Here is a 21,191-nt window from a genome sequence, read left to right as displayed (position 1 = left end):
GTGTTTAACGATTAGCGCTTTTTACGGTGTGTCAGCAGGTAGACTGCCGGGATCACCAGCATCGACAGCAGCGGCGCGGTGATCATCCCACCGATCATCGGTGCGGCAATACGCTGCATCACCTCTGAGCCGGTCCCTCCCCCCCACATAATCGGCAGCAACCCGGCCATAATCGTCGCTACGGTCATCACTTTCGGGCGCACGCGCAGCACCGCCCCTTCATGAATCGCTTCGTTGAGGGTCCGATCATCCAGTTGCTCACGCCGTTTGGCGATCGCCTGATTTAAATAGAGCACCATAATCACCCCAAACTCCGCCGCGACGCCCGCTAGCGCAATAAAGCCAACGGCGGCCGCCACCGACAGGTTATAGCCCAGCAGCCACAGCAACCAGACGCCGCCAATCAGCGAAAACGGCAAGGTACCCATTATCAACAGCGCGTCTTTAACCTTGCTGAAGGTAACGTAAAGCAGCACGAAGATGATCATCAGGGTAAACGGCAGCACGATTTTCAGCTTTTCAGTGGCCCGCTCCAGGTATTCATACTGCCCGGACCAGGTCAGCGAGATCCCTTCCGGCAATTTAACCTGCTTGCTGACTTCACTCTGCATTTCGTCAACGGCGGATTTCAGATCGCGGTCGCGAATATCGACGTAGATCCAGTCCGACAGGCGGGCGTTTTCGCTTTTTAGCATCGGCGGGCCGTCGGTGATGGCGATATCCGCCAGCTCGGACAGCGTCACCTGCGCCCCGCTGCTGGTCACTATCGGCAGATCGCGCAGCTTTTGCAGCGAGTCGCGCATTTCACGCGGATAGCGCACGCTTATCGGATAACGTTCGCGCCCTTCGATGGTCTCGCCAATGTTATCGCCGCCCACTACGCTGGCGACCACCGATTGCAGCTCCTTCACCGACACGCCATAGCGGGCCACTTTTACCCGGTCGATCTTGATGTCAATATAGCGTCCACCGTCAAGACGCTCAGCCAGCGCCGACGTCACCCCCGGCACGTCGCGCACGATGCGCTCGATCTCCTCAGCGGTTTTTTCAATTTCCGCCAGGTTGTTGCCGTTCACTTTAATACCAACCGGGCTTTTAATGCCGGTTGCCAGCATATCCAGGCGGTTACGGATCGGCGGTACCCAGACGTTGGCAATCCCCGGCACTTTCACCGTATTGTCGAGTTCACTGATGAGCTTATCCATGGTCATACCTGGCCGCCATTCGCTTTTTGGCTTGAACTGAATGGTGGTTTCCAGCATCGTCAGCGGCGCCGGGTCGGTGGCGCTATCGGCACGACCAGCTTTGCCAAACACGCTTTGCACTTCAGGAATGGTTTTAATCAGGCGATCGGTTTGTTGTAGCAGGCGTCCGGCTTCGCGGCTGGAAATCCCCGGCAGCGTGGACGGCATATACAGCAGATCGCCCTCGTCAATCTGCGGCAGGAATTCGCTGCCAAGCTGCGCCAGCGGCCACAGCGTGGCAACCAGCAGCAGACCGGCGGCGCCCAGCGTCGCTTTTGGCCACTGCAACACTTTATCCAGCAGCGGTTCATAGGCGCGAATCAGCCAGCGGTTGAGCGGATTAGCGGTCTCATCGGGGATTTTGCCGCGAATAAAATAGCCCATCAGCACCGGCACCAGGGTGATCCCCAGCCCGGCGGCCACTGCCATCGAGTACGTTTTAGTGAAGGCCAGCGGCGAGAACATCTTGCCTTCCTGCGCCTCAAGGGTGAATACCGGAATAAAGGACAGGGTGATGATCAGTAGGCTGCAAAACAGCGCTGGCCCCACTTCTGACGCCGCCTGCTGGGCAATTTTCCAGTAATCATCAGAAGATGGTTGGCGCTCAGGATGATCGTGCCGCCATTGCTCCAGCACCTTATGCATATTTTCAATCATCACGATTGCCGCATCCACCATCGCCCCGATGGCAATCGCAATCCCGCCGAGCGACATCATATTGGCGCTGACGCCCTGATAGTGCATGACGATAAACGCGCCGAGGATCCCTAGCGGCAGCGTAATCATCGCCACCAGGGCGCTGCGAAAGTGGAACAGGAACAGCGAGCAGACCACCGCCACGACGATAAACTCTTCGATAAGCTTATGGGTCAGAGTCTCAACCGAGTTTTTAATCAACTGCGAACGGTCATACACCGGGACAATCTCCACGCCAGCGGGCAGGCTTTTTTTGACTTCCGCCAGTTTAGCCTTCACCGCGTTAATGGTGGTCAGCGCATTTTTGCCCGAACGCATAATGATAATCCCGCCCGCCACTTCCCCTTCACCGTTGAGTTCGGCGACACCGCGACGAATCGCCGGGCCGCGGCGCACGCTGGCAACGTCGGAAAGCAGCACCGGCACGCCGTTGCGCGAGGCAATCACCACCTGATTAAAGTCGTCGATAGATTTCAGGTAGCCGGTAGTGCGCACCATATATTCAGCTTCGCCCAGCTCCAGCACCGAGCCGCCTCCCTCCTGGTTGGCGCTCTGAATGGCGCTAATCACCTGCTCGTGTGTCACGTTCAGCGCCCGCAGCCGGTCAGGGTTGAGGATCACCTGGTACTCTTTCACCATCCCGCCGACGCTGGCGATCTCTGAGACATCCGGCACGGTTTTCAGCTCATATTTGAGGATCCAGTCCTGAATCGCCCGCAGATCGCCGAGGCTGTGCTTACCGCTTTTATCGGTGAGCACGTATTCAAACACCCAGCCGACGCCGGTGGCGTCCGGCCCTAACGAGGCTTTCGCTTCCGGCGGCAGGCTGCTCTGGATTTGGCTCAGATACTCCAGCACGCGGGAGCGAGCCCAGTACGGGTCGGTGCCGTCATCAAACAGCACGTAAACGTAGGAATCGCCGAACATCGAAAAGCCGCGTACGGTTTTTGCACCTGGTACCGATAGCATGGTGGTGGTCAGCGGATAAGTGACCTGGTCTTCAACAATTTGCGGCGCTTTGCCGGGATAGCTCACGCGGATGATCACCTGAGTATCGGAGAGATCCGGTAACGCATCCAGCGGTGCCTGCTGCACCGACCAGACGCCCCAGGCAGCCATAATAAGCGTCGCCAGCAGTACCAGCAGACGGTTGCGCAATGACCAGCGGATAACGGCGGCAATCATGGCTGCTCCTTAGCGCCGGTCATCGGCATGATTGAGGTGAGTTGCGCCCCGTCGTCGGTCAGGGAAAAGCTGAACATCACCGACTCGCCGGGGCGGATTTGCTGACGCTGCTGCGGCGTAATGGCAAAATCCATGGTCATCGCTGGCCACTTCAGTTCCGGGACTGGCTGATGCTCAATCGTGACCGATTCATCGTTTAGCACTTTGATAACGCCGTGCGTCGAGTACGTTTTAACTTCCGTGCTCTCCTGCCCGGCGATTTGCGGCAGCACGCTGCGCAAGCTAGCTTCGGAGTCAATCAGGAACTGGCCGGAGGTGACCACTTGCTGGCCCTCTTCGAGGCCGGATTTGATCTCGACCAGCCCGTTCTGCGCGCGTCCGGCGGTGACCTCAACCGGACGGAAATGCCCTTCGCCATCAGCGATCAGCACGCGGTTGCTGGTGCCGGTGGCGATCAGCGCCTCTTCCGGGATGGTCAGAACGGCGCGACTCTGATTCGCCTCAGCCAACTGGACGTTTAAGTACATTCCCGGCTTCAGTTGATGCTGCGGATTCTCCAGCACCACGCGCGCTTTCAGGGTGCGGGTGGTGGCTTCGAGGTCGGGCAGCAATTCGCTGACTTTCCCCTGGAAGGTCAGCCCGGGCCAGCTGCTGGTGGTCGCCGTCACCTGGCTACCGAGACGCAGCAGGCTGGCCTGGTTTTCCGGGTAATCAATCACTATCCATACCGGGTCGAGGCTCGCCAGTTCGAATAGCGCCTGAGTGGCCGTCACCTGCGCGCCGGTTCGCACATCAAGTTTATTGACGTAACCCGCGTTTGGCGCGCGAACGGTCATGCGGGTTTGCGGTTTGCCGCTGCGCTCGACGCTACGAATAATCGCTTCCGGCATAAACTGCAACTGCAAGCGCCCGCGCGCGGCGGCGGTGAGACCGCTATCACCAAGCTGCCTCACCGCCAGATACTCCTGCTGCGCTGCCGCCCACTGCGGGATCCACAGCTCGGCCAACGCCTCGTTCTTCTTCACAAACTGCTGCGCGGCGTTGACATAGAGCTTTTCAATCAGGCCATTAGCCAGCGCCGGGACCGTTTCAACGCTGCGTTCGTCAATAGCAACGGTACCAAACGCGTTGAGTTTGAGCGCCAGCGCCTGACGGGAAACCTTTGCCGTACGCACGCCGAGATTTTGCTGCTGGCGCGCGCTAATCTGCACGCCGCCCGCATTATCGCCCTCACCTTCATCGGCATAGCGCGGAACCAGGTCCATATCCATAAATGGCGATTTGCCCGGCTTATCAAAACGCGTGCCGGGGGTCATCGGATCGTACCAGTACAGCACTGTGCGGCCCGCTGCCGCGTCCTCTCCACCGTTGGCCATTGTCGGAGCTTTTCGTGCGCCCAGCCAGTATCCGCCCGCAGCGGCAAGGGCGACGGCCAGCGCCACCAGGGTAATAACAGATTTAAGCTTCATTATTTAACATCCTGCGGAATCAGGTAGCGAATGGCAGCCCACGCATCAGCGAGCGCTTTCTCGGCATTGTTGCTGGCGATTTCGCCGCTCAGCAGATCGCGACGCACGGATAACAGCTCGCTTAGCGCAGAGCTGCCAGCCCGATACTGGGCATTCACGAGGCTGACTTTTTTGCGCAGCAGCGGTAGCACCTCGCTTTGCTGGCGGTCGTATATTGCTTTCGCCGCGTTATATTGCGAGATCAGCTGATACTGCTGCGCCTGGTGTTCTCGCAGCAATAGCGTTAGCTGGTCGTTGGCCTCAAAGGCGCGCGAAACATCGGCGGCGTGGTCTTTGTCCTGACGTTTGCCCTGAAAAATAGGCATATCGACGGTGAACATCACTCCGACCATGTCGTCGTAATCATCCCCGCGTCTGGCGTAATAGACTTCAACGCCGACGTCGGGGATCGCCGCCACCTCCGATTGCCCTGATTTAGCTTTTGCCAGATCGGCTTCTCGCGCGGCCTGGATCAGCTCCGGATGGAGTTTAACCCCCTCGATTAAGGTGGTTTCATCCGCCGGAAGTCGTTCGATGCGCGGCAGGGGGCCGGAGATATCGCGCACATCCTTGCCGGTGAGCTGCATCAAGCGCGCCTGAGCAACCTGCACATCGCGACGCGCGTTATCCTGCTCATTTTTCATCGCATTCAATGCCAGTTGAACGTCCAGCACACTGCTGGGACTGGCGCTATCGCTACTGACGCCCGCTTTCTGGACGCCAATTTGCCGGGAAGTTTCGCTGATCAATGTCTGAACTGAGCGTAGCGATTTCTGCGCCACCGCCAGCGCCAGCCATGCCTGAGCTGTTTCCCGTTGGAGTCGCGCGCGAATCACATCCGCGTTGGCGGCGGTTCGCCGCGCTTCGGCGGTTATCGAGCCGGCTTTGCGCTCGCGCTTAGTGCTGCTGACGTAGTCCTGCATCACACCGACCCGCTGCATGGTCATACCTTCACGGGTTAGGCGGCTGGTGTTGTTACCCCCCAACGGGACGTTCTCAATGCCAAATTTCAGCTTTGGGTCGGGGAGCTGCATGGCGGAGTCCGCCATGTTTTCTAATGCGTTAACCTGATGATCGTTAGCGGAAAGCTCGGCGGAGTAGCTCTGCGCAGCCGACAGGGCCTCCGCCAGCGTCGTCGCCCAGCCGTTAGTTGAAATCAGCGACAGCAGAAGCGGCAGCCCAAAGGCCGCCTTATTTACGATGTGCATAGTGACTCCGGAGTTATTGCGCGGTAATGGAAACGAGCGCGTAGCCGGAGTCAGTCTGACGGAAGGTAAAATTAACCCGCTGCCCCACTGCTAACTTTCCACCCTGATACTCGCCAAGCGCAAAGCTCATGGTCATCGCGGGCCAGTTCAGTTGCGCAACAGGCGAATGGGCAATGGATACCGAATTATCGCGCCAGGCTTTAATCAGCCCATTTGCTGAATAAGTCGTAACGGAATCATCCTGCTTATTCATATCCGACATGTCCGTCATCGTGGACATATTGTGGTGATGCATGGCGCTGTCTTCGGCGCTGGCGGGAAATGAGACGGCGGTAAAGGTCAGAACGCTGGTAATAAGCAGAAAAATAGAAGTAGAACGCATCATAATATCTCCGAAAAAACATAAAGTCGCCCGCAGACCGGGCAGATCTGATGGATGTTTTTAACGGAGATTTATTCTCTGAAGCGGCAGAAGCGTATTTCAGCCGGAGGGCCAGTGACCGGCGGCGTATGCCAGTCCATACGTTCAGCGCAACTTTCCTGTTGCGGGGAAACCACTAACAGCGCGGTCTCCGAGGGAAAAGCATTCAGCTGTAGCGCAGTTGAAGAATTAGGCTGAGCCGTGTCCGGGTCACAGTGTTTCTCGCAAATAACTTTCTGACCAGCGCTTTCCATACCGGGCATACTCATCATGCCATCAACAATATGGTGAACCTGCACTTCCGGCGCGACCGATGGTTGGCCGCCGCCATGATGCGCCGCGACCGCGAGCTGAAGATTGAGCAGTAACCAACAGGCAATAACAAGCCCAGCGCGGATACGTAGCCTGCGCCGGGTTGCTTGTTTAAATAATACCTGTAGTGACTGGATCATAGTTATATTCACAATAAGACGACTGACGAATTAAATCATACTCACCGACAGAATTAAATAATATTTCAGAAGGAAAAACAGGCATTAAACAGAATGAAGTTTCTCTATATATATTTACACAAAATAGTGAAATAGCGATTTGACCTTCCCCCTGGGGGAAGGTGTATAGGGATGAAAATAATGTACTTAATAAATGACAAAAATGTTATTTGTATGTGATTCAGTAATAAATTAAGCCCTATTCCAGCACTAACGTATCGCCAGTTGCTGGGGCCGCGTCCGCTGAAAGCCACCATCGCCCCCATGAGCCGGTGCAGTGGCACGCCATAATTTTTTCTACCTTTTGCTCCTGCAAAAACAGTTTCAACTGGCGTATGAGCCAGGGGGAAGCGCTGCGCAGATGAAGACCGCCGATTACAGCGTGTATTTTCTGTTCACCCATTATCTTCTGGCAGTGCCTGATGGTATCGATCAATCCGCGATGTCCGCAGCCGCAGATAATGACCAGCCCTCGGGTCGAGCGGTAGATCAGCACGCCTTCATCGGCAATATAATCCTGTGTCTGACCATCAAGTACGCCGTAAGCTTTTGGCCTGGCGACGGCAATTTCACCGGACCACGTTAACCGCTCACTAATCCGCAACGGCTCGCGGTTATACTCCATCCGGTGGCGGGAATAGTCGATTTCCCGCGATAGTTTCTTAATTTTCCAGCGGTGCCCGGCCAGCGATAGCGCAGAATAACGCCGCTGCGCAATCTGCGGATGGCAGATAATACGACTGTTATCCGGTAGCCACGGCACGCCGCCGCAGTGATCGTAGTGCCCATGCGACAGCACCGTCGCAGTTAAATCTTTTAAAGAAACGCCCATAAGCTGGGCATTGTGTAAAAAACTGCCGTCAGGCCCGGTATCAAACAGGACTCGGCTGGTTTCATCTTGCAAAAGCAGGCTCAAACCCGGTTTCGCCCGCAGCGTTTTGTCCTTTCCCTCACCGAGTCGATTTTCAAGCAACACCTTAATTATTAGAGCCATTGTCCTTCCGATAGCCACTATTTCACGGCGCGTAGTCTACCTGGCAGCCACGGAAAGTACCGTGATGCATCGCTCAGCACGGCGCATAAAAAGGTGACAGTGTCACTGAAAAACGTCAACGATTTAAAAAGCTTGTTGCCAGAGCGTCATTGCCGCCTTTAAGCAACTCGAATTATTTTGGGTGTATGCTGATGGCGAGTTTCTCACAACCGGAGCGCACTATGGCAGACTGGAACCCTTCACTGTATTTGAAATTTGGCGCGGAACGTACGCGCCCCGCCGCTGAACTTCTCGCCCGTATCGCCCATCACCGCGCAGCGCTGGCCATCGATTTAGGCTGTGGACCGGGCAACAGTACCGCCCTGTTACGCGACGCCTGGCCGGAGGCAACGATTATTGGCATCGATAATTCACCAGCGATGCTGGAAGAGGCCGCCCGGACGCTGCCCAATTGCCGATTTGTCGCCGCAGATATCGGTGAGTTTCGCCCCGAACGCCTAGCGGACGTGATCTACGCCAATGCTTCTCTGCAGTGGCTAACCGATCATCAACGGCTATTTCCTCATCTGGTGGGTAATCTTGCGGCGAATGGCGTGCTGGCGGTGCAGATGCCTGATAACTGGCAGGAACCGTCGCATACCCTGATGCGTCAGGTAGCAAACGAGTTGGGGCATCCAGCCAGCGGACGTCATCCGCTGCCGAGCGTGCAGGAGTATTACGATATTCTGACCGCCAGCGGCTGCGAGGTGGATATCTGGCGCACGACCTATTTCCACCCTCTGGATTCACATCAGGCCATTATTGACTGGTTGCAGTCCACAGGGCTTAGACCGTTTCTGCAACCGCTGGATGAACAACAGCGCGAAGCGTTTCTTGAGCGTTATCTGGAACGGCTCAGAGAGCATTATCCGTTACAGTGTAACGGAAAGGTTTTATTGTTATTTCCTCGCCTGTTTATAGTGGCGCGACGCTCGTCTTGAACGATAAGAATGGGACTACGGCGCCGGAACGAGCGCCGTATCATCTGATTTACCAGGAAAGGTGATGCACCAGGGAGAGGTCCCATGCGGTGGCCAACAGCGAAAGAAACATGATTAAATTGACGACTGTCTCTATGCGTTTTTCCATTTTTGCTTCTCCTGAGCCGTTTTCACCTGTTTTACAGGTAAAATCTTAATAACTTCTTAATCTCAGACTTTTAGAGCGTTATGCGGTAGCGAACATAGTCATCAGCTGGCGTAAATTCATCATAAAGACGCCGGGCCGGATTATCAGTGCGGGTGTGCCAGTAAAGACGCGACCATCCTTTCTCTATGCCTTCCACTTGCAGCGATTGCATTAGCGTCCTGGCGATACCGCGCCCGCGAACCTGTGGGTCAACATACAGATCTTCCAGATAACAAATGGGGGTTTTTACCCATGTTCCTTCGTGGAGCACGCAAATCACAAACCCAACCACTTTCCCGTCCACCAGCCCAACAGCGACGAAGCGGTATCAAGCAGGCGCTGCCAGGTGTATTCAGTGACGTCCTGCGGCTGCGGGCTGCCGTAAAATTTGGTGTAACCTTCCCACAGCTGTAACCACTGCGCTTTGTCCTGCGGACCTGCTTCGCGAATCTCAATGACCATCGCATTTCCCCTTAAACGGATAAGCCATTATTTTCCGGACAGATAATTTCTTCAAGCGCCTGGGGCACAATTCATCCTTTTCTCTTAATTGCCTTTAGTTTGTCTGCCAGGCAAAGATTGCACGATGTTGCAAACCTGCTTTAAAGAAAAAAATAAAAGTATGTTGTAACTAATTTAAGCGCAAAACTAACCCGGCGGTAGCCGGGTTGAGATCGATAACAAGTCAGCTTCAGAACATCAGCACAGCGGTTTAACCGCCGCACGCATGCCATCGCGCAGAATAGCATCCAGATCCTGCGTAACCTGCTCTACCAGGCCAGAAACTTTAGTCAGATCCTGCTCCCAGTGGGATTCAACGGACAGTACCGCGTTCACCAGTTCACCAGTGCTGATTTGCGCATCACGATGCTGGGCCCACAGCGCCTGATAGCTTTCCATCCATTCAGCGTCATCCTGCACCGGATAGCTCTCGCCGTTACGCTCACCGCGGTAAAACGCGATCAGCGCCGCCAGTGCAAAAGTCAGACGTGCCGGGAGCTTGCCACCTTTCGTCTGCCCCGCCAGCAGCTGTGGCAAAATGCGGGTGCGGTATTTGGTCATCCCGTTAAGGGCGATAGACAGAAGCTGGTGCTTGATATACGGGTTACGGAAGCGCCCGGTTACCGCACTGGCGAAAGATTCCAGCTCATCACGCGGCAGGTCGAGAACTGGAATAATCTCTTCATAAATCGCCTTCTCGACGAAAGAACAGATTTCGGTGTCATTCATCGCCTCACCAACGGTATCCAGGCCAGCCTGGAAAGCGACCGGCACCAGCGCAGTGTGCGCACCGTTAAGAATGGCGACTTTGCGCTCTTTATACGGTTTAATATCGTCAACGATCAGTACGTTAAGCGCCAACTTGTCGAGGCGCAGCTCCGCGGCCAGGGATTTTGGTCCCTGAATCACAAACAGATAGAAGTGCTCTGCGGTGTCAAGGAAACCATCTTTATAGCTCAGTTGCTCTTCAATTTGCGCCGCTTCATCACGCGGATAGCCGGTAACAATGCGGTCCACCAGGGTAGAACAGAAAGCGTTAGCCTCATCCAGCCAGGTCAGGAACGCTTGCGGCAGCGCCCACTCCTGCGCGTAGCGCAGCACCAGTTCACGTAGCGCTTCGCCGTTATAATCAATCAGTTCACAAGGGATGATGACCCAACCTTTATCCGCCGCACCGGAGAAATGGCTGTAGCGCTCAAACAGCAGGCGGGTCAACTTCGCCGGATAGCTGACCGCAGGCGCATCATCGAAACGATCGCCTGCGTGGTAGCTGATGCCCGCTTCAGTGGTATTGGAAAACACAAACCGCATATCAGGGTTATGCGCCAGACGCAGCAACTCTTCATAATCCGCATAGGCGCTGATTTCCCGGTTTACAGAACGAATCAGCCTTGCATCGCTGACCGCTTCGCCCTTCTCATTCAGGCCACGAATGATCGTGGTATAGAGACCATCCTGAGTGCTGAGCGACGGCGGGAATGAACTCTCAATCGGACGCACGATCACCACCCCGGAATTCAGGTCGGTCTGCTCGTTCAGCAGATCGATCTGCCAGTCGATAAACGCGCGCAGAAAGTTGCCTTCGCCAAACTGGATGATACGTTCAGGGTACTGCGCGCCCGGGAAATCGCGACGATTTAATGTTTTCACAAGGGTTCCCTCATAGAGTAGTCATACAACCTGAGTAATTGGTCCAATAAGTTATCAGGTTTTTACACGAGTGAAACCCTGTTTTGATCAAAGCTGTATGCAATATCAAATTTATTACAGAAATTTATAGAACAGAGATGTCGCGGTCAGCTCTCCGTCCGGCATCAGCGCATAGCGCGGAATTTCCCCGGCTTTTTCCCAACCGCATTGAAGATAAAAGTTTTCTGCGCCACTACCCGTCGCCGTATCCAGCACCAGAACGCTCTTACCCTGCTCACGTGCAATCTCTTCCAGCTGGTTCATCAGTGCGTTAGCCAGCCCCTGTCGACGTGCATTTTGGTGAACCAGAAGTTTGGCGACGTCGGCACGGTGGGGTTGGTTTTCCGGTTGGTCGGTGATTAGCTGTACTGTACCGACTAACCGCTGCTGTGCATCTACCGCCGCGAGGATGGTACGCTCCCCGGCGGCAACGCTCTGCGCCATTTTCTGCCAGAATGCCGTCGCGGTTTGCGGATTAAAGGGCTGCATAAAGCTCACCGACGCCCCGCCATTGACGCAACTGACGAGGATGTCGGTTAATTGAGAAAGGTGTTCGAGAATATCGTCACGCGACAGCGTGCGTAGAGAAAAGGATGTGGTCATAAGTAACTCCTTGAAATCGACCACACCACTATGTTTTTAACGTATATTTAACACAACAATATTTATCATCGCGTTTTCTTATAGCGTGCTTTCAGCCAGCTTTTCCGTACAGATCCGGTTACGCCCAGCTTTTTTCGCCCGAATCATATAATCATCAGCATTCATTAATAACTGATTAAAAAGATCGTTCACCCGCGCAGTTCCGAGCTGGCGGCTCTCCATTCCCATACTGATAGTCAGCTTGATATGGCTTTGACCCCAGGTAAAGGTTTGCGATTCGATGCCCTGGCGAATTTTCTCCGCCAGTATTTGACCTTCCTGCTCTGAGGCCGTTATCGCCGCGACCGCGAACTCTTCGCCGCCAATACGCGCCACCATGCCCTGTTCACCCGCCAGCAGCCGCACCTGTTGTGCAAACTGGGCAAGCACGCAATCACCGCACTCATGCCCCCAGCGATCATTGACCTGTTTAAAGCCGTCGATATCCAGCACCATGACCGTTAATAGATTTTCGGATGATAATGGCTGACGTTTCAGCGCCTCGCTTAAACCGGAACGGGAATAAACGCGCGTCTGGAAATCAAAATCAGCACGCAGCGCCAGCTGTTTCATCAAGTTATTAATCGCCTCGACGCTGGAGGCGACAATAATCGGGCTAATCAGCATTGCCGCTATGCCAAGCCGGGTCGAGAAGAGCTGCCAGGGCTGCATCCGGGCATCGTGCGAGAGATGGATCAGCGAGTTGGCCACCAGCAAAATTTCGCTAATTCCGGTAATAAAGGTCAGCAGACAGGTTAGCGGCAAGGGGTACCGAATGGCACACCAAATCAGCGCCGGTAGCGGAAAAGTAATGCTTCCCGCCCCGCCAACGGCGACGCCGAGAATAATCGACAACACCAGGGCAATAGTCGGCAGCAGTTGACGCAAGCGAAAACGGCCAAATGCCGAGGGCAGCGTCAGTGTCAAAACAAACGGTAGAATCAGCACGGCAGTAGAAAACTGCTCGCTAAACCAGTCCGCCAGTTGGGGAATAAAGGTGGCGCGTTCAACATCCACCGAACCCAGCGCACCCACGGCGGCACACAACAACGCCGCCAGCAGACAATAGCAAAACAGACTCAGCGCGTTAATCGGGCCAGGCATTGAATCCGTTCGCCGTTTATCCCACAGAATCAACTGAGCAAGGGTGACAATAAAGACAATATTGGAGAAATTAATCAGGAAGGAAGCAAAGCCCATTCCCCAGCGCGAAGTTAAACCGTCATAAACCAGCATGGCGGCAAAACAGACGGCGTAAAAATAACTGCGATTTAGCCAAATATAACGTGCAAAAATACCCGCCATTACCGCGTTCAGCGGCCAAAAGAAGGACAGTTCCTGAACCAGACGCAGCATCGCGCCAAAGAAATGCAGCAGTAGCGTTAACGTGAACAAGACCAGCGCATCGCGCACGGGTTGTTCCTCACGAAACAGCGTGAATGACCGAATCGACAGTGGAGACATTCATGATTATCCGTCTAATTGTTTCAGGCAATTATTATGTTAATAATTAGTTAGCACGGCATCATATCATGAGAATAATTATCAGGCATACACTGACGCCTGATGAATTAAAGTTAGCGTTGGTCGGGAGAATTCATCTGGATGACCAGCCAGTGGTGAATGACCTGCACCACGTAGCGCTGCTCTTGCTCGCTAAGTCTCCGTCCTTGCGGGATGGCATGCCACTTTTCCAGACACCCGCGACAGCAGGTAGCGGTGGCGTGTTGCGCAATAAACACCGGATGCCCGCGCATTGGAGTTTGTTTACCATCGTTAGGTATTTCAGCAGGAGCCAACCGCTTGCCGATAAAATCGGCGGCGTGCTGGTCGATAACGTCCGCCCCTTTATCATAGCAATACTGCCGCTCCTTGACGCCAAGGCGAAACCGTGAGCGAAAAGTGGAACGCTGAAGGCGAGAAAATAGAGTGTCGATTGGCACCATCAGAACACCGACCTCCCCAGTTTTTGGGTGAGTTTTTCCAGTAAAGCGATACCGGCCAGCGAGTTCCCGGCTTCGTCAAGCTCCGGGCTCCACACCGCAATCGCCATCTCCTGCGGGACGATAGCCACAATCCCCCCGCCAACGCCGGATTTCGCCGGTAAACCAACTCGCCAGGCGAATTCACCCGCGTTCTGGTACATGCCGCTGGTCATCATCAGCGCATTGACCTGGCGTGATTGAATCGGTGCAATAACCGGCGACGTAAGGTGCGGAGCAATGCCACTATCGGCAAGAAACAAGAACGTGCGCGCCAGTTCGACACAGCTCATCTCCAGCGAGCAGTAATGAAAGTAATTTTGCAGCACCGTCGCAACATCGTTATGAAAGTTGCCAAACGATTTCATCAGCCACGCGATGGCGGCGTTACGCGCCGAGTGATCAAATTCGGAACGGGCCACCACCGGATCATAGGCAATATCGCTCACGCCGCTCAGGCGACGGACGATTTCCAGCATTCTCTGACGCGGTGCGCTAAGACGGCTTTGCAGCATATCGCAGACCACCAGCGCCCCGGCATTAATAAATGGATTGCGCGGTTTACCCTGTTCGATTTCCAGCTGCAACAGCGAGTTAAATGGCTGCCCGGAAGGGTCTTTGCCCACTCGCTGCCAGATCTCCTCTTCCTGATAGTGGTTCATTGCTACTACCAGGCTCAGCACTTTCGAGATAGATTGGATAGAGAAACGCTCGTGAGCATCACCAGCGCTGTAGTGTTGACCATCCACCGTACAGATAGCAACGCCAAGCTTGTCGCCGCTGACGCTGGCCAGCGCCGGAATATAATCCGCCACCTTGCCGCGCCCAATCAGCGGCCTGACTTCAGCCAAAATGGCATCGAGCATTGCGTTATTGATTACTGTCGCCACACGCGGCTCCTTGCCAACATCAAAATTCGGGCTGCAATTATAGGCGCACAAGGAGCGAAGAAACAGCCTCTTTCAGCCTCTTCTGGCCGCACGTTATGGCTCATCGCGGATAAAAAAACCATTGGTCAAAGTTACAAGTAATATAAAGCACGCTAATCATTCCCTCTTAACCAGGAAGAAATGGAGTTTGGTTAACAGCTGCGGTGCCCGCGAAGTTTATTGAGTGATAAGACAATCCCGGAGGCGGCTCGGCGCGCCTGTCCGGGCTACTCCTGGTTCACGTCCGGCATTACTGTTGAAGTTCGCGGACTAACGCCTCGGTCTGCTGCTGGTTGCGCAAACGCACAAAGCGAATATGTTGATATTGTGGATCCTGCATATCCGCCAGATAGCGCTGGCGATTATTACGCCAGGTTTTTAGCGTCCAGAGGATAATGGATTCCCGACTAAAAAAGGAGCGGCGGAAGGTTTCGCAATTGCCGGTGCCGGGCCACAGCTCCTGTCGGCGGCTTGCACGAGAGGCCGCGCGCCATACCGCCTGGCGGAAGGTGCGCCAGAAGCTGTAATCCACCCACACCACCAAATCAACCTCACGCCATTTCACCGGACGGCTGCGGTTGTAGTTACCGTCCAGCACCCAGCCGGGCGCGTCGAGAGCAGCAGCAAGTTTGGCGTAAAACTCATCATCCGGCGTCCCTTGCCACTCCGGCCGCCAGTAAAGTACATCCATTTCGATATAAGGCAGTGACAGTTCCTGAGCCAGCCGACGCGCGAGGGTAGACTTGCCGACGCCACTGGTCCCTACTACGTTGATTTTCATCGTTGTCTCTCGGGCAAAACGCGGGCTGAGAATAATAGCGCAATAACGTCGCAAGCAATGAGCAAAATTCTCTGACCATTCTCCTGCCGTCAGAAAATAACCGATCTCCTTGATATTTAAGTAAGTGCTGCCCGCGAATGTTTTGCGTGCGTCCATTTTGTGATGCGTGTAGGATTCTCCGCCATGTTGGCTTATCTCATTCACCAGAATGATGAGAGGGCCTGCATCACGAACCACTCATGGACATTGACAGGAAAATAGCAATATCAATGAATACGAAACACACTACTGTGGCGGAGCAGCATGCTGCAAAACGCCACTGGCTGAACTCGCAAGAGTCCGGTTATCACAAGGCAATGGGCAACCGACAGGTGCAGATGATCGCCATCGGCGGTGCCATCGGTACCGGTTTATTCCTCGGTGCAGGTGCGCGCTTACAGATGGCCGGGCCCGCGCTGGCACTGGTTTATCTGGTCTGCGGCCTGTTCTCGTTCTTTATTTTACGCGCGCTGGGCGAACTGGTGCTTCACCGCCCTTCCAGCGGCAGCTTCGTCTCCTACGCTCGTGAATTCCTCGGCGAAAAAGCGGCCTATGTGGCGGGCTGGATGTACTTTATCAACTGGGCGATGACCGGGATTGTCGATATCACCGCCGTCGCGCTGTACATGCACTACTGGGGCGCGTTTGGCGACGTTCCGCAGTGGGTCTTTGCCCTTGGCGCGCTGGCGATTGTCGGCACCATGAACATGATCGGGGTGAAATGGTTCGCCGAGATGGAGTTCTGGTTCGCGCTGATAAAAGTGCTGGCGATCGTGGCGTTTCTGGTGGTCGGGACGATTTTCCTCGGCAGCGGCAAGCCGCTGGACGGCAACGCCACCGGCTTCCATCTGATTACCGATAACGGCGGCCTGTTCCCACACGGCCTGCTGCCCGCACTGGTGCTGGTGCAGGGCGTAGTCTTTGCCTTCGCTTCTATCGAGCTGGTTGGTACCGCCGCAGGCGAGTGCAAAGACCCGCAGACCATGGTACCGCGCGCGATTAATAGCGTTATCTGGCGCATCGGTCTGTTCTACGTGGGTTCGGTGCTGCTGCTGGTTTTGCTGCTGCCGTGGAACGCCTATCAGGCCGGGCAGAGTCCGTTCGTTACCTTCTTCTCAAAGCTGGGCGTGCCGTATATCGGCAGCGTGATGAATATTGTAGTGTTAACCGCCGCGCTCTCCAGCCTTAACTCCGGGCTCTACTGCACCGGGCGTATTCTGCGCTCCATGTCGATGGGCGGTTCCGCACCGCAATTTATGTCGAAAATGAGCCGTCATCATGTGCCTTACGCCGGGATTCTGGCGACGCTGGCGGTCTACGTGGTCGGGGTATTCCTCAACTATCTGGTGCCTTCGCAGGTATTCGAGATTGTCCTGAACGTTGCTTCGCTGGGGATTATCGCTTCGTGGGGCTTTATCGTGGTGTGTCAAATGCGCCTACGTAAGGCCATCAAGGAAGGTAAAGCAGCGGACGTCAGCTTCAAGATGCCGGGTGCGCCCTTCACTTCCTGGTTGACCCTGCTGTTCCTGCTGAGCGTGCTGGTGTTAATGGCTTTCGACTATCCGAATGGCACTTATACCATCGGTTCGATTCCGCTGATTGCCGTGCTGCTGGTAGCCGGCTGGTTTGGCGTGCGTAAACGCGTACATGATATTCATAGCACCGCGCCGGAGATCGAAAAACAGCAATAAACGAGATTGATGACAAACCCACGTTTCTGCCGGGCGGCGGCTAGCGCCTTGCCCGGCCTACAAAACCCACAATATCAATAAATTATGCATTTTCGTAGGCCCGGTAAGGCGCTAGCCGCCACCGGGCAATTCCAGAAAGGTGCACTTTGTCAGCAATCTGAAACCACTCTTGTTAGTACTTAATTATCTTCAACCAGCTGAGCAACATCGCTGCTGTTGATCTGGCGCTGGTTACCTGACTCATCGGTATAGCTGGTCATGCCGGTATCTTTATCTAGCTTCGGCTTGCCCTGCGTCACAATAGTTTGCCCGCTTTTCGTCGTCATCACATAGTTCGAGCTACAGCCCGCCAGAAGAGCCAGCATCGCGCCAGCGCACACAACCATTAATGATTTTTTCATCTTTTCTCCAGGATTAATGCCACCGTCCCGCTAATGCAGGAAAGTCTTAAGTGTATAGCCATTACATTTATCCGGCTAATAAGTGTTTGTAACAGAGGGTGATACAGGCGAGCAGGAGGGGTTGCCCCCTCCTGAGAAGATTATAGCGCGATGCGGATAACGTCATCCGGCTGGGTCGCTTCTTTCTGACGAGTCGATTCCTGCTTCACGCTGACGTACAGCGTTTTACCATCAGCGGAGAGTGTCAGGCTGTTCGGGTGAGTCGGGGTTTTGAAGGTCTTGACCACTTTATAGGTCTTACCATCAATCACGCTCACTTCACCTGCTTTACGATGCGTCACGTAGGCTTCATTGCGAGTCGGGTTGAACAGCACGGCCAGAGATTCCGGCGCGGCGATTTTCTCCAGTACTTTGCCGTCGCGAATGTCAACCACCAGCACTTCCGGCTGTTTGCCATCGGTGATAAAGGCGCGGTGACCCGCGGTGTCCAGGCTCAGGTTCAGGTAGAAGTGCTCTTTGCCATCATCCTGCAGCTTCTTACGCGACAGGATCTTGTTGCTGGTGCTGTCGATAGTCAGCAACTCACCATCGGCGTTGGTGGTGTAGATACGGTTGGCTTCCGCGTCTACCGCCAGCCCCGTCGCCATCGCACCGGTGTTGGCAATGGTGTCTTTCAGGGTCAGCTTGTCGCCATCCACCACCCAGATCACGCTCTCTTTACCCAGACCAGTGATATAGACGGTATTGGTTTTCTCGTTGACCGCCAGCTCGCGCGGAGCCAGCGGGCGCACGGTTTCACTACGCTCGCGAGGATCCAGCACCAGGCGCCCTTTCACTTTGCCGGTTTTGGCATCGATAGCCGTCACGGTGCTGTCGGTGGTATTACCAAACCACAGAGTCTGAGTTGCATTGTTGATAGTGGCGCCAAACGGTTTCAGATCGTTATGAATAATCTGGGTCACTTCGAGAGTCGTCGGATCGAGACGGTAAACAATGCCGCCTTTATCCAGCGAACGGCTTTGCGAAGTGGCTACCCACAACGCATTCTCCTGCTGGCTATAAGCCATTTCGTATGCGCCCTTGCCAACGGCCTTGCGCAGCATTTCTTCCGCCGCGTGAGCGCTGAAGCTCCCCGCCAGCAGCAACGAAGTTAACAACAGTGAACGGCGCAGACGTGGCGCGGACAGATGACGTAATGACATGACGACTCCCTTTGATAAAACAGTATATGCCTGCTCGACAGTGCTTCCGTGGCGCAAAATCATTGCTTTGCGCTATTCTTGGAATGCGAATAGTAATCATTATTTATCGCAATGTGGAGAGTTAATTGCGTTTAGTGACCCTGCGATCACGCAATTCTTGCTATTTGTTAACTCAAATTCCGTTAAGTCTTTTCAAAAAATTTACAAAAGAGTTAACATATATACATATGTTCCGTTTGGTTCGTTTTACGAGTAACTTTGATGAAAATCCTTTCCTTGCGCGCCGCCGCACTCCCCGCCCTGCTTCTGCCGCTTATTTCCACTGCGCCAACCGCTACCGCCGCTGAACAAACCATGGTCGTCACCGCTGCGCCATCTACGGTTTCTGAACTCGATACCCCAGCCGCCGTGAGCGTGGTTAACGGCGATGAAATGCGTCAGGCCGCTCCGCGCGTAAACCTCTCCGAGTCGCTGGGCGCGGTTCCCGGCCTCCAGGTACAAAACCGACAAAACTACGCCCAGGATCTGCAGCTTTCTATTCGCGGCTTCGGCTCCCGCTCGACCTACGGCGTACGCGGGCTGCGCATATACGTCGACGGTATTCCGGCCACCATGCCCGATGGTCAGGGGCAAACCTCGAATATTGATATTGGCAGCCTCGACTCACTCGAAGTATTGCGCGGACCGTTTTCCGCGCTGTACGGAAACTCCTCCGGCGGAGTGATTAACGCCACCAGCCAGACCGGCAGCCAGCCGCCAACCATCGAAGCCAGCAGCTACTACGGTAGCTTCGGTACCTGGCATTACGGCATGAAAGCAACCGGCGCTGTCGGTGACGGTACGCACGCGGGCGACGTCGACTATGTGGTTTCCACCAACCGCTTCACCACCCACGGCTCCCGCGACCATAGCGGCGCGCGCAAGAATCTCGCTAACGCCAAACTGGGCGTGCGTATCGACGACGTCAGCAAGCTGACCCTGTTGTTCAACAGCGTCGATATCAAAGCTAACGATGCGGGCGGCCTGAGCTATGACGAATGGCAGAGTAACCCGCGCCAGTCTCCCCGCGGCGATCAGTACAATACGCGCAAAACCATTAAGCAGACCCAGGCCGGTTTGCGCTATGAGCGCCAGCTGAGCGAACATGACGACCTGAGCGTGATGATGTACGCCGGTGAGCGCGAAACCACGCAATATCAGTCGATTCCGCGCGCGCCACAGCTTAACCCAACCCATGCGGGCGGAGTTATCGACCTGACCCGACACTATCAGGGGATTGATACCCGCTGGACCCACCACGGCGAGCTGCTGGTGCCGGTCACCTTTACCACCGGTCTCGATTACGAAACCATGAGCGAGCGCCGCAAAGGCTTCGAAAACTTTGTTATGAGCAACGGTGCGCCGCAGTACGGCGAAAAGGGCGACCTGCGTCGCAATGAACGTAATCTGATGTGGAATATCGACCCGTATCTGCAAACTCAGTGGCAGCTTACCGAGAAACTTTCTCTGGACGCCGGGGTACGTTACAGCTCGGTGTGGTTCGATTCTAATGACTACTACATTACTCCTGGCAACGGCGATGATAGCGGCGATGCCAGTTATCACAAGTGGCTGCCAGCGGGCTCACTGAAATATGCAGTAACCGACGCGTGGAATCTGTACGTTTCCGCCGGTCGCGGCTTCGAAACGCCGACGATTAACGAGCTTTCGTATCGTTCCAGCAACCAGGGCGGTCTGAACTTTGGTCTCCAGCCATCAACCAACGAAACCGTCGAAATTGGCAGCAAGGCGCGTATTGGCAATGGCTTGTTAACTGCTGCGCTATTCCAGACTGATACCGATAATGAGATTGTGGTCGACGCCAGCAGCGGCGGGCGTACCAGCTATAAAAACGCCGGCAAGACCCGTCGTCAGGGGATGGAACTGGGGCTGGATCAGCAATTCGGCGACAGCTGGCGTTTGAAAGCAGCGTGGACCTGGCTGGATGCGACTTATCGCACCAACGTCTGCGACGACACGAGCTGTAAAGGCAACCGTATTCCAGGGATCGCCCGCAATATGGGCTATGCGTCCTTCGGCTATCAGCCCGAAAAAGGCTGGTACGCGGGCAGCGATATTCGTTATATGAGCGATATTATGGCTAATGATGAAAACACCGCCAAAGCGCCGTCATGGACGGTGGTCGGCCTGACGACCGGCTATAAATGGAGCTACGGCAAGATGGATATGGATCTGTTTGGACGCGTCGATAACCTGTTCGATCGCAGCTACGCGGGCTCGGTTATCGTTAACGAATCCAACGGTCGCTACTACGAACCGGCACCGGGCCGCAATTATGGCGTCGGGCTGAATCTGGCATGGCGGTTTGAGTAACGCCTCACCAGGAATCCTGCTTTTCTGCCGGGCTGCTCACGTCGCCC

At 54.9% G+C, this 21,191-nt stretch carries 17 protein-coding genes and 1 pseudogene; 3 read left to right on the top strand and 15 right to left on the bottom strand.

Features of this window, described 5'->3' with window-relative positions; all coding sequences use genetic code 11:
• Nucleotides 1-11 precede the first annotated feature (11 nt).
• The 6 genes from QVF11_RS18235 to QVF11_RS18210 form a co-directional block, all read right to left on the bottom strand.
• Nucleotides 12-3,125, bottom strand: coding sequence for an efflux RND transporter permease subunit (locus QVF11_RS18235; protein ID WP_287858570.1), 3,114 nt, complete (start codon nucleotides 3,123-3,125; stop codon nucleotides 12-14).
• Nucleotides 3,122-4,594, bottom strand: a complete 1,473-nt coding sequence (locus tag QVF11_RS18230; RefSeq protein WP_287858569.1) for an efflux RND transporter periplasmic adaptor subunit — start codon at nucleotides 4,592-4,594, stop codon at nucleotides 3,122-3,124. Before QVF11_RS18230 ends, QVF11_RS18235 begins: the two co-directional genes overlap by 4 nt.
• Nucleotides 4,594-5,841, bottom strand: a complete 1,248-nt coding sequence (locus QVF11_RS18225) for a TolC family protein (RefSeq protein WP_112215017.1) — start codon at nucleotides 5,839-5,841, stop codon at nucleotides 4,594-4,596. The genes QVF11_RS18230 and QVF11_RS18225 overlap by 1 nt, the downstream gene beginning before the upstream one ends.
• Before the next feature lie 13 nt (nucleotides 5,842-5,854).
• Nucleotides 5,855-6,226 (bottom strand): copper-binding protein, encoded by a 372-nt coding sequence (locus QVF11_RS18220; RefSeq protein ID WP_260611243.1) that lies wholly within the window; start codon nucleotides 6,224-6,226, stop codon nucleotides 5,855-5,857.
• Between the two features lie 68 nt (nucleotides 6,227-6,294).
• Nucleotides 6,295-6,714, bottom strand: a complete 420-nt coding sequence (locus tag QVF11_RS18215) for a hypothetical protein (RefSeq protein ID WP_287858567.1) — start codon at nucleotides 6,712-6,714, stop codon at nucleotides 6,295-6,297.
• 238 nt (nucleotides 6,715-6,952) lie between these two features.
• Entirely contained in the window at nucleotides 6,953-7,747 is a 795-nt protein-coding gene (locus QVF11_RS18210) for an MBL fold metallo-hydrolase (protein ID WP_112216833.1), read from the bottom strand.
• Nucleotides 7,748-7,968: 221 nt separating this feature from the next.
• Here QVF11_RS18210 and tam point away from each other — a divergent pair, with 221 nt between their 5' ends.
• Nucleotides 7,969-8,727: a trans-aconitate 2-methyltransferase gene (gene tam, locus QVF11_RS18205; protein ID WP_287858565.1), complete on the top strand. Its 759-nt coding sequence runs from the start codon at nucleotides 7,969-7,971 to the stop codon at nucleotides 8,725-8,727.
• A gap of 218 nt (nucleotides 8,728-8,945) precedes the next feature.
• Here tam and QVF11_RS18200 read toward each other — a convergent pair.
• The 7 genes and pseudogenes from QVF11_RS18200 to QVF11_RS18170 form a co-directional block, all read right to left on the bottom strand.
• Nucleotides 8,946-9,376: pseudogene (locus QVF11_RS18200) on the bottom strand (GNAT family N-acetyltransferase).
• Nucleotides 9,377-9,613: 237 nt separating this feature from the next.
• Entirely contained in the window at nucleotides 9,614-11,065 is a 1,452-nt protein-coding gene (locus tag QVF11_RS18195) for a tagaturonate reductase (protein WP_287858563.1), read from the bottom strand.
• Between the two features lie 114 nt (nucleotides 11,066-11,179).
• Entirely contained in the window at nucleotides 11,180-11,707 is a 528-nt protein-coding gene (locus QVF11_RS18190; protein WP_112216837.1) for a GNAT family N-acetyltransferase, read from the bottom strand.
• Between the two features lie 78 nt (nucleotides 11,708-11,785).
• Complete coding sequence (locus QVF11_RS18185; protein WP_167492770.1) at nucleotides 11,786-13,210, bottom strand: GGDEF domain-containing protein; 1,425 nt, start codon at nucleotides 13,208-13,210, stop codon at nucleotides 11,786-11,788.
• A 113-nt stretch (nucleotides 13,211-13,323) separates the two neighbouring features.
• Entirely contained in the window at nucleotides 13,324-13,692 is a 369-nt protein-coding gene (locus QVF11_RS18180) for a DUF4186 domain-containing protein (RefSeq protein WP_287858560.1), read from the bottom strand.
• The gene (gene glsB / locus QVF11_RS18175; RefSeq protein WP_142513678.1) at nucleotides 13,692-14,618 is read right to left on the bottom strand and encodes a glutaminase B; all 927 of its coding nucleotides are present in this window, start codon (nucleotides 14,616-14,618) and stop codon (nucleotides 13,692-13,694) included. The genes QVF11_RS18180 and glsB overlap by 1 nt, the downstream gene beginning before the upstream one ends.
• Before the next feature lie 289 nt (nucleotides 14,619-14,907).
• Nucleotides 14,908-15,438: an AAA family ATPase gene (locus QVF11_RS18170; protein ID WP_112216877.1), complete on the bottom strand. Its 531-nt coding sequence runs from the start codon at nucleotides 15,436-15,438 to the stop codon at nucleotides 14,908-14,910.
• 269 nt (nucleotides 15,439-15,707) lie between these two features.
• Here QVF11_RS18170 and ansP point away from each other — a divergent pair, with 269 nt between their 5' ends.
• A complete protein-coding gene (gene ansP / locus QVF11_RS18165) occupies nucleotides 15,708-17,168 on the top strand; it encodes an L-asparagine permease (protein WP_287858558.1) in 1,461 nt (486 codons plus the stop codon).
• Between the two features lie 179 nt (nucleotides 17,169-17,347).
• On the opposite strand, the gene QVF11_RS18160 is transcribed toward ansP, so the two are convergent.
• Both QVF11_RS18160 and yncE read right to left on the bottom strand, forming a co-directional pair.
• Nucleotides 17,348-17,569: a YgdI/YgdR family lipoprotein gene (locus QVF11_RS18160; RefSeq protein ID WP_112216843.1), complete on the bottom strand. Its 222-nt coding sequence runs from the start codon at nucleotides 17,567-17,569 to the stop codon at nucleotides 17,348-17,350.
• Nucleotides 17,570-17,709: 140 nt separating this feature from the next.
• Nucleotides 17,710-18,771, bottom strand: coding sequence for a 7-bladed beta-propeller protein YncE (gene yncE, locus QVF11_RS18155; protein WP_112216844.1), 1,062 nt, complete (start codon nucleotides 18,769-18,771; stop codon nucleotides 17,710-17,712).
• Nucleotides 18,772-19,032: 261 nt separating this feature from the next.
• On the opposite strand from yncE, the gene pqqU reads away from it, so the two are divergent.
• The gene (gene pqqU, locus QVF11_RS18150; protein ID WP_287858556.1) at nucleotides 19,033-21,144 is read left to right on the top strand and encodes a TonB-dependent receptor PqqU; all 2,112 of its coding nucleotides are present in this window, start codon (nucleotides 19,033-19,035) and stop codon (nucleotides 21,142-21,144) included.
• Nucleotides 21,145-21,191: the final 47 nt, after the last annotated feature.

This window comes from Klebsiella sp. (genome assembly GCF_027492335.1).
Classification (GTDB): Bacteria; Pseudomonadota; Gammaproteobacteria; order Enterobacterales; family Enterobacteriaceae; genus Klebsiella; species Klebsiella huaxiensis.
The sequence above is the reverse complement of the archived record's forward strand: the minus strand, read 5'-3'. Positions and strand labels throughout refer to the sequence as shown.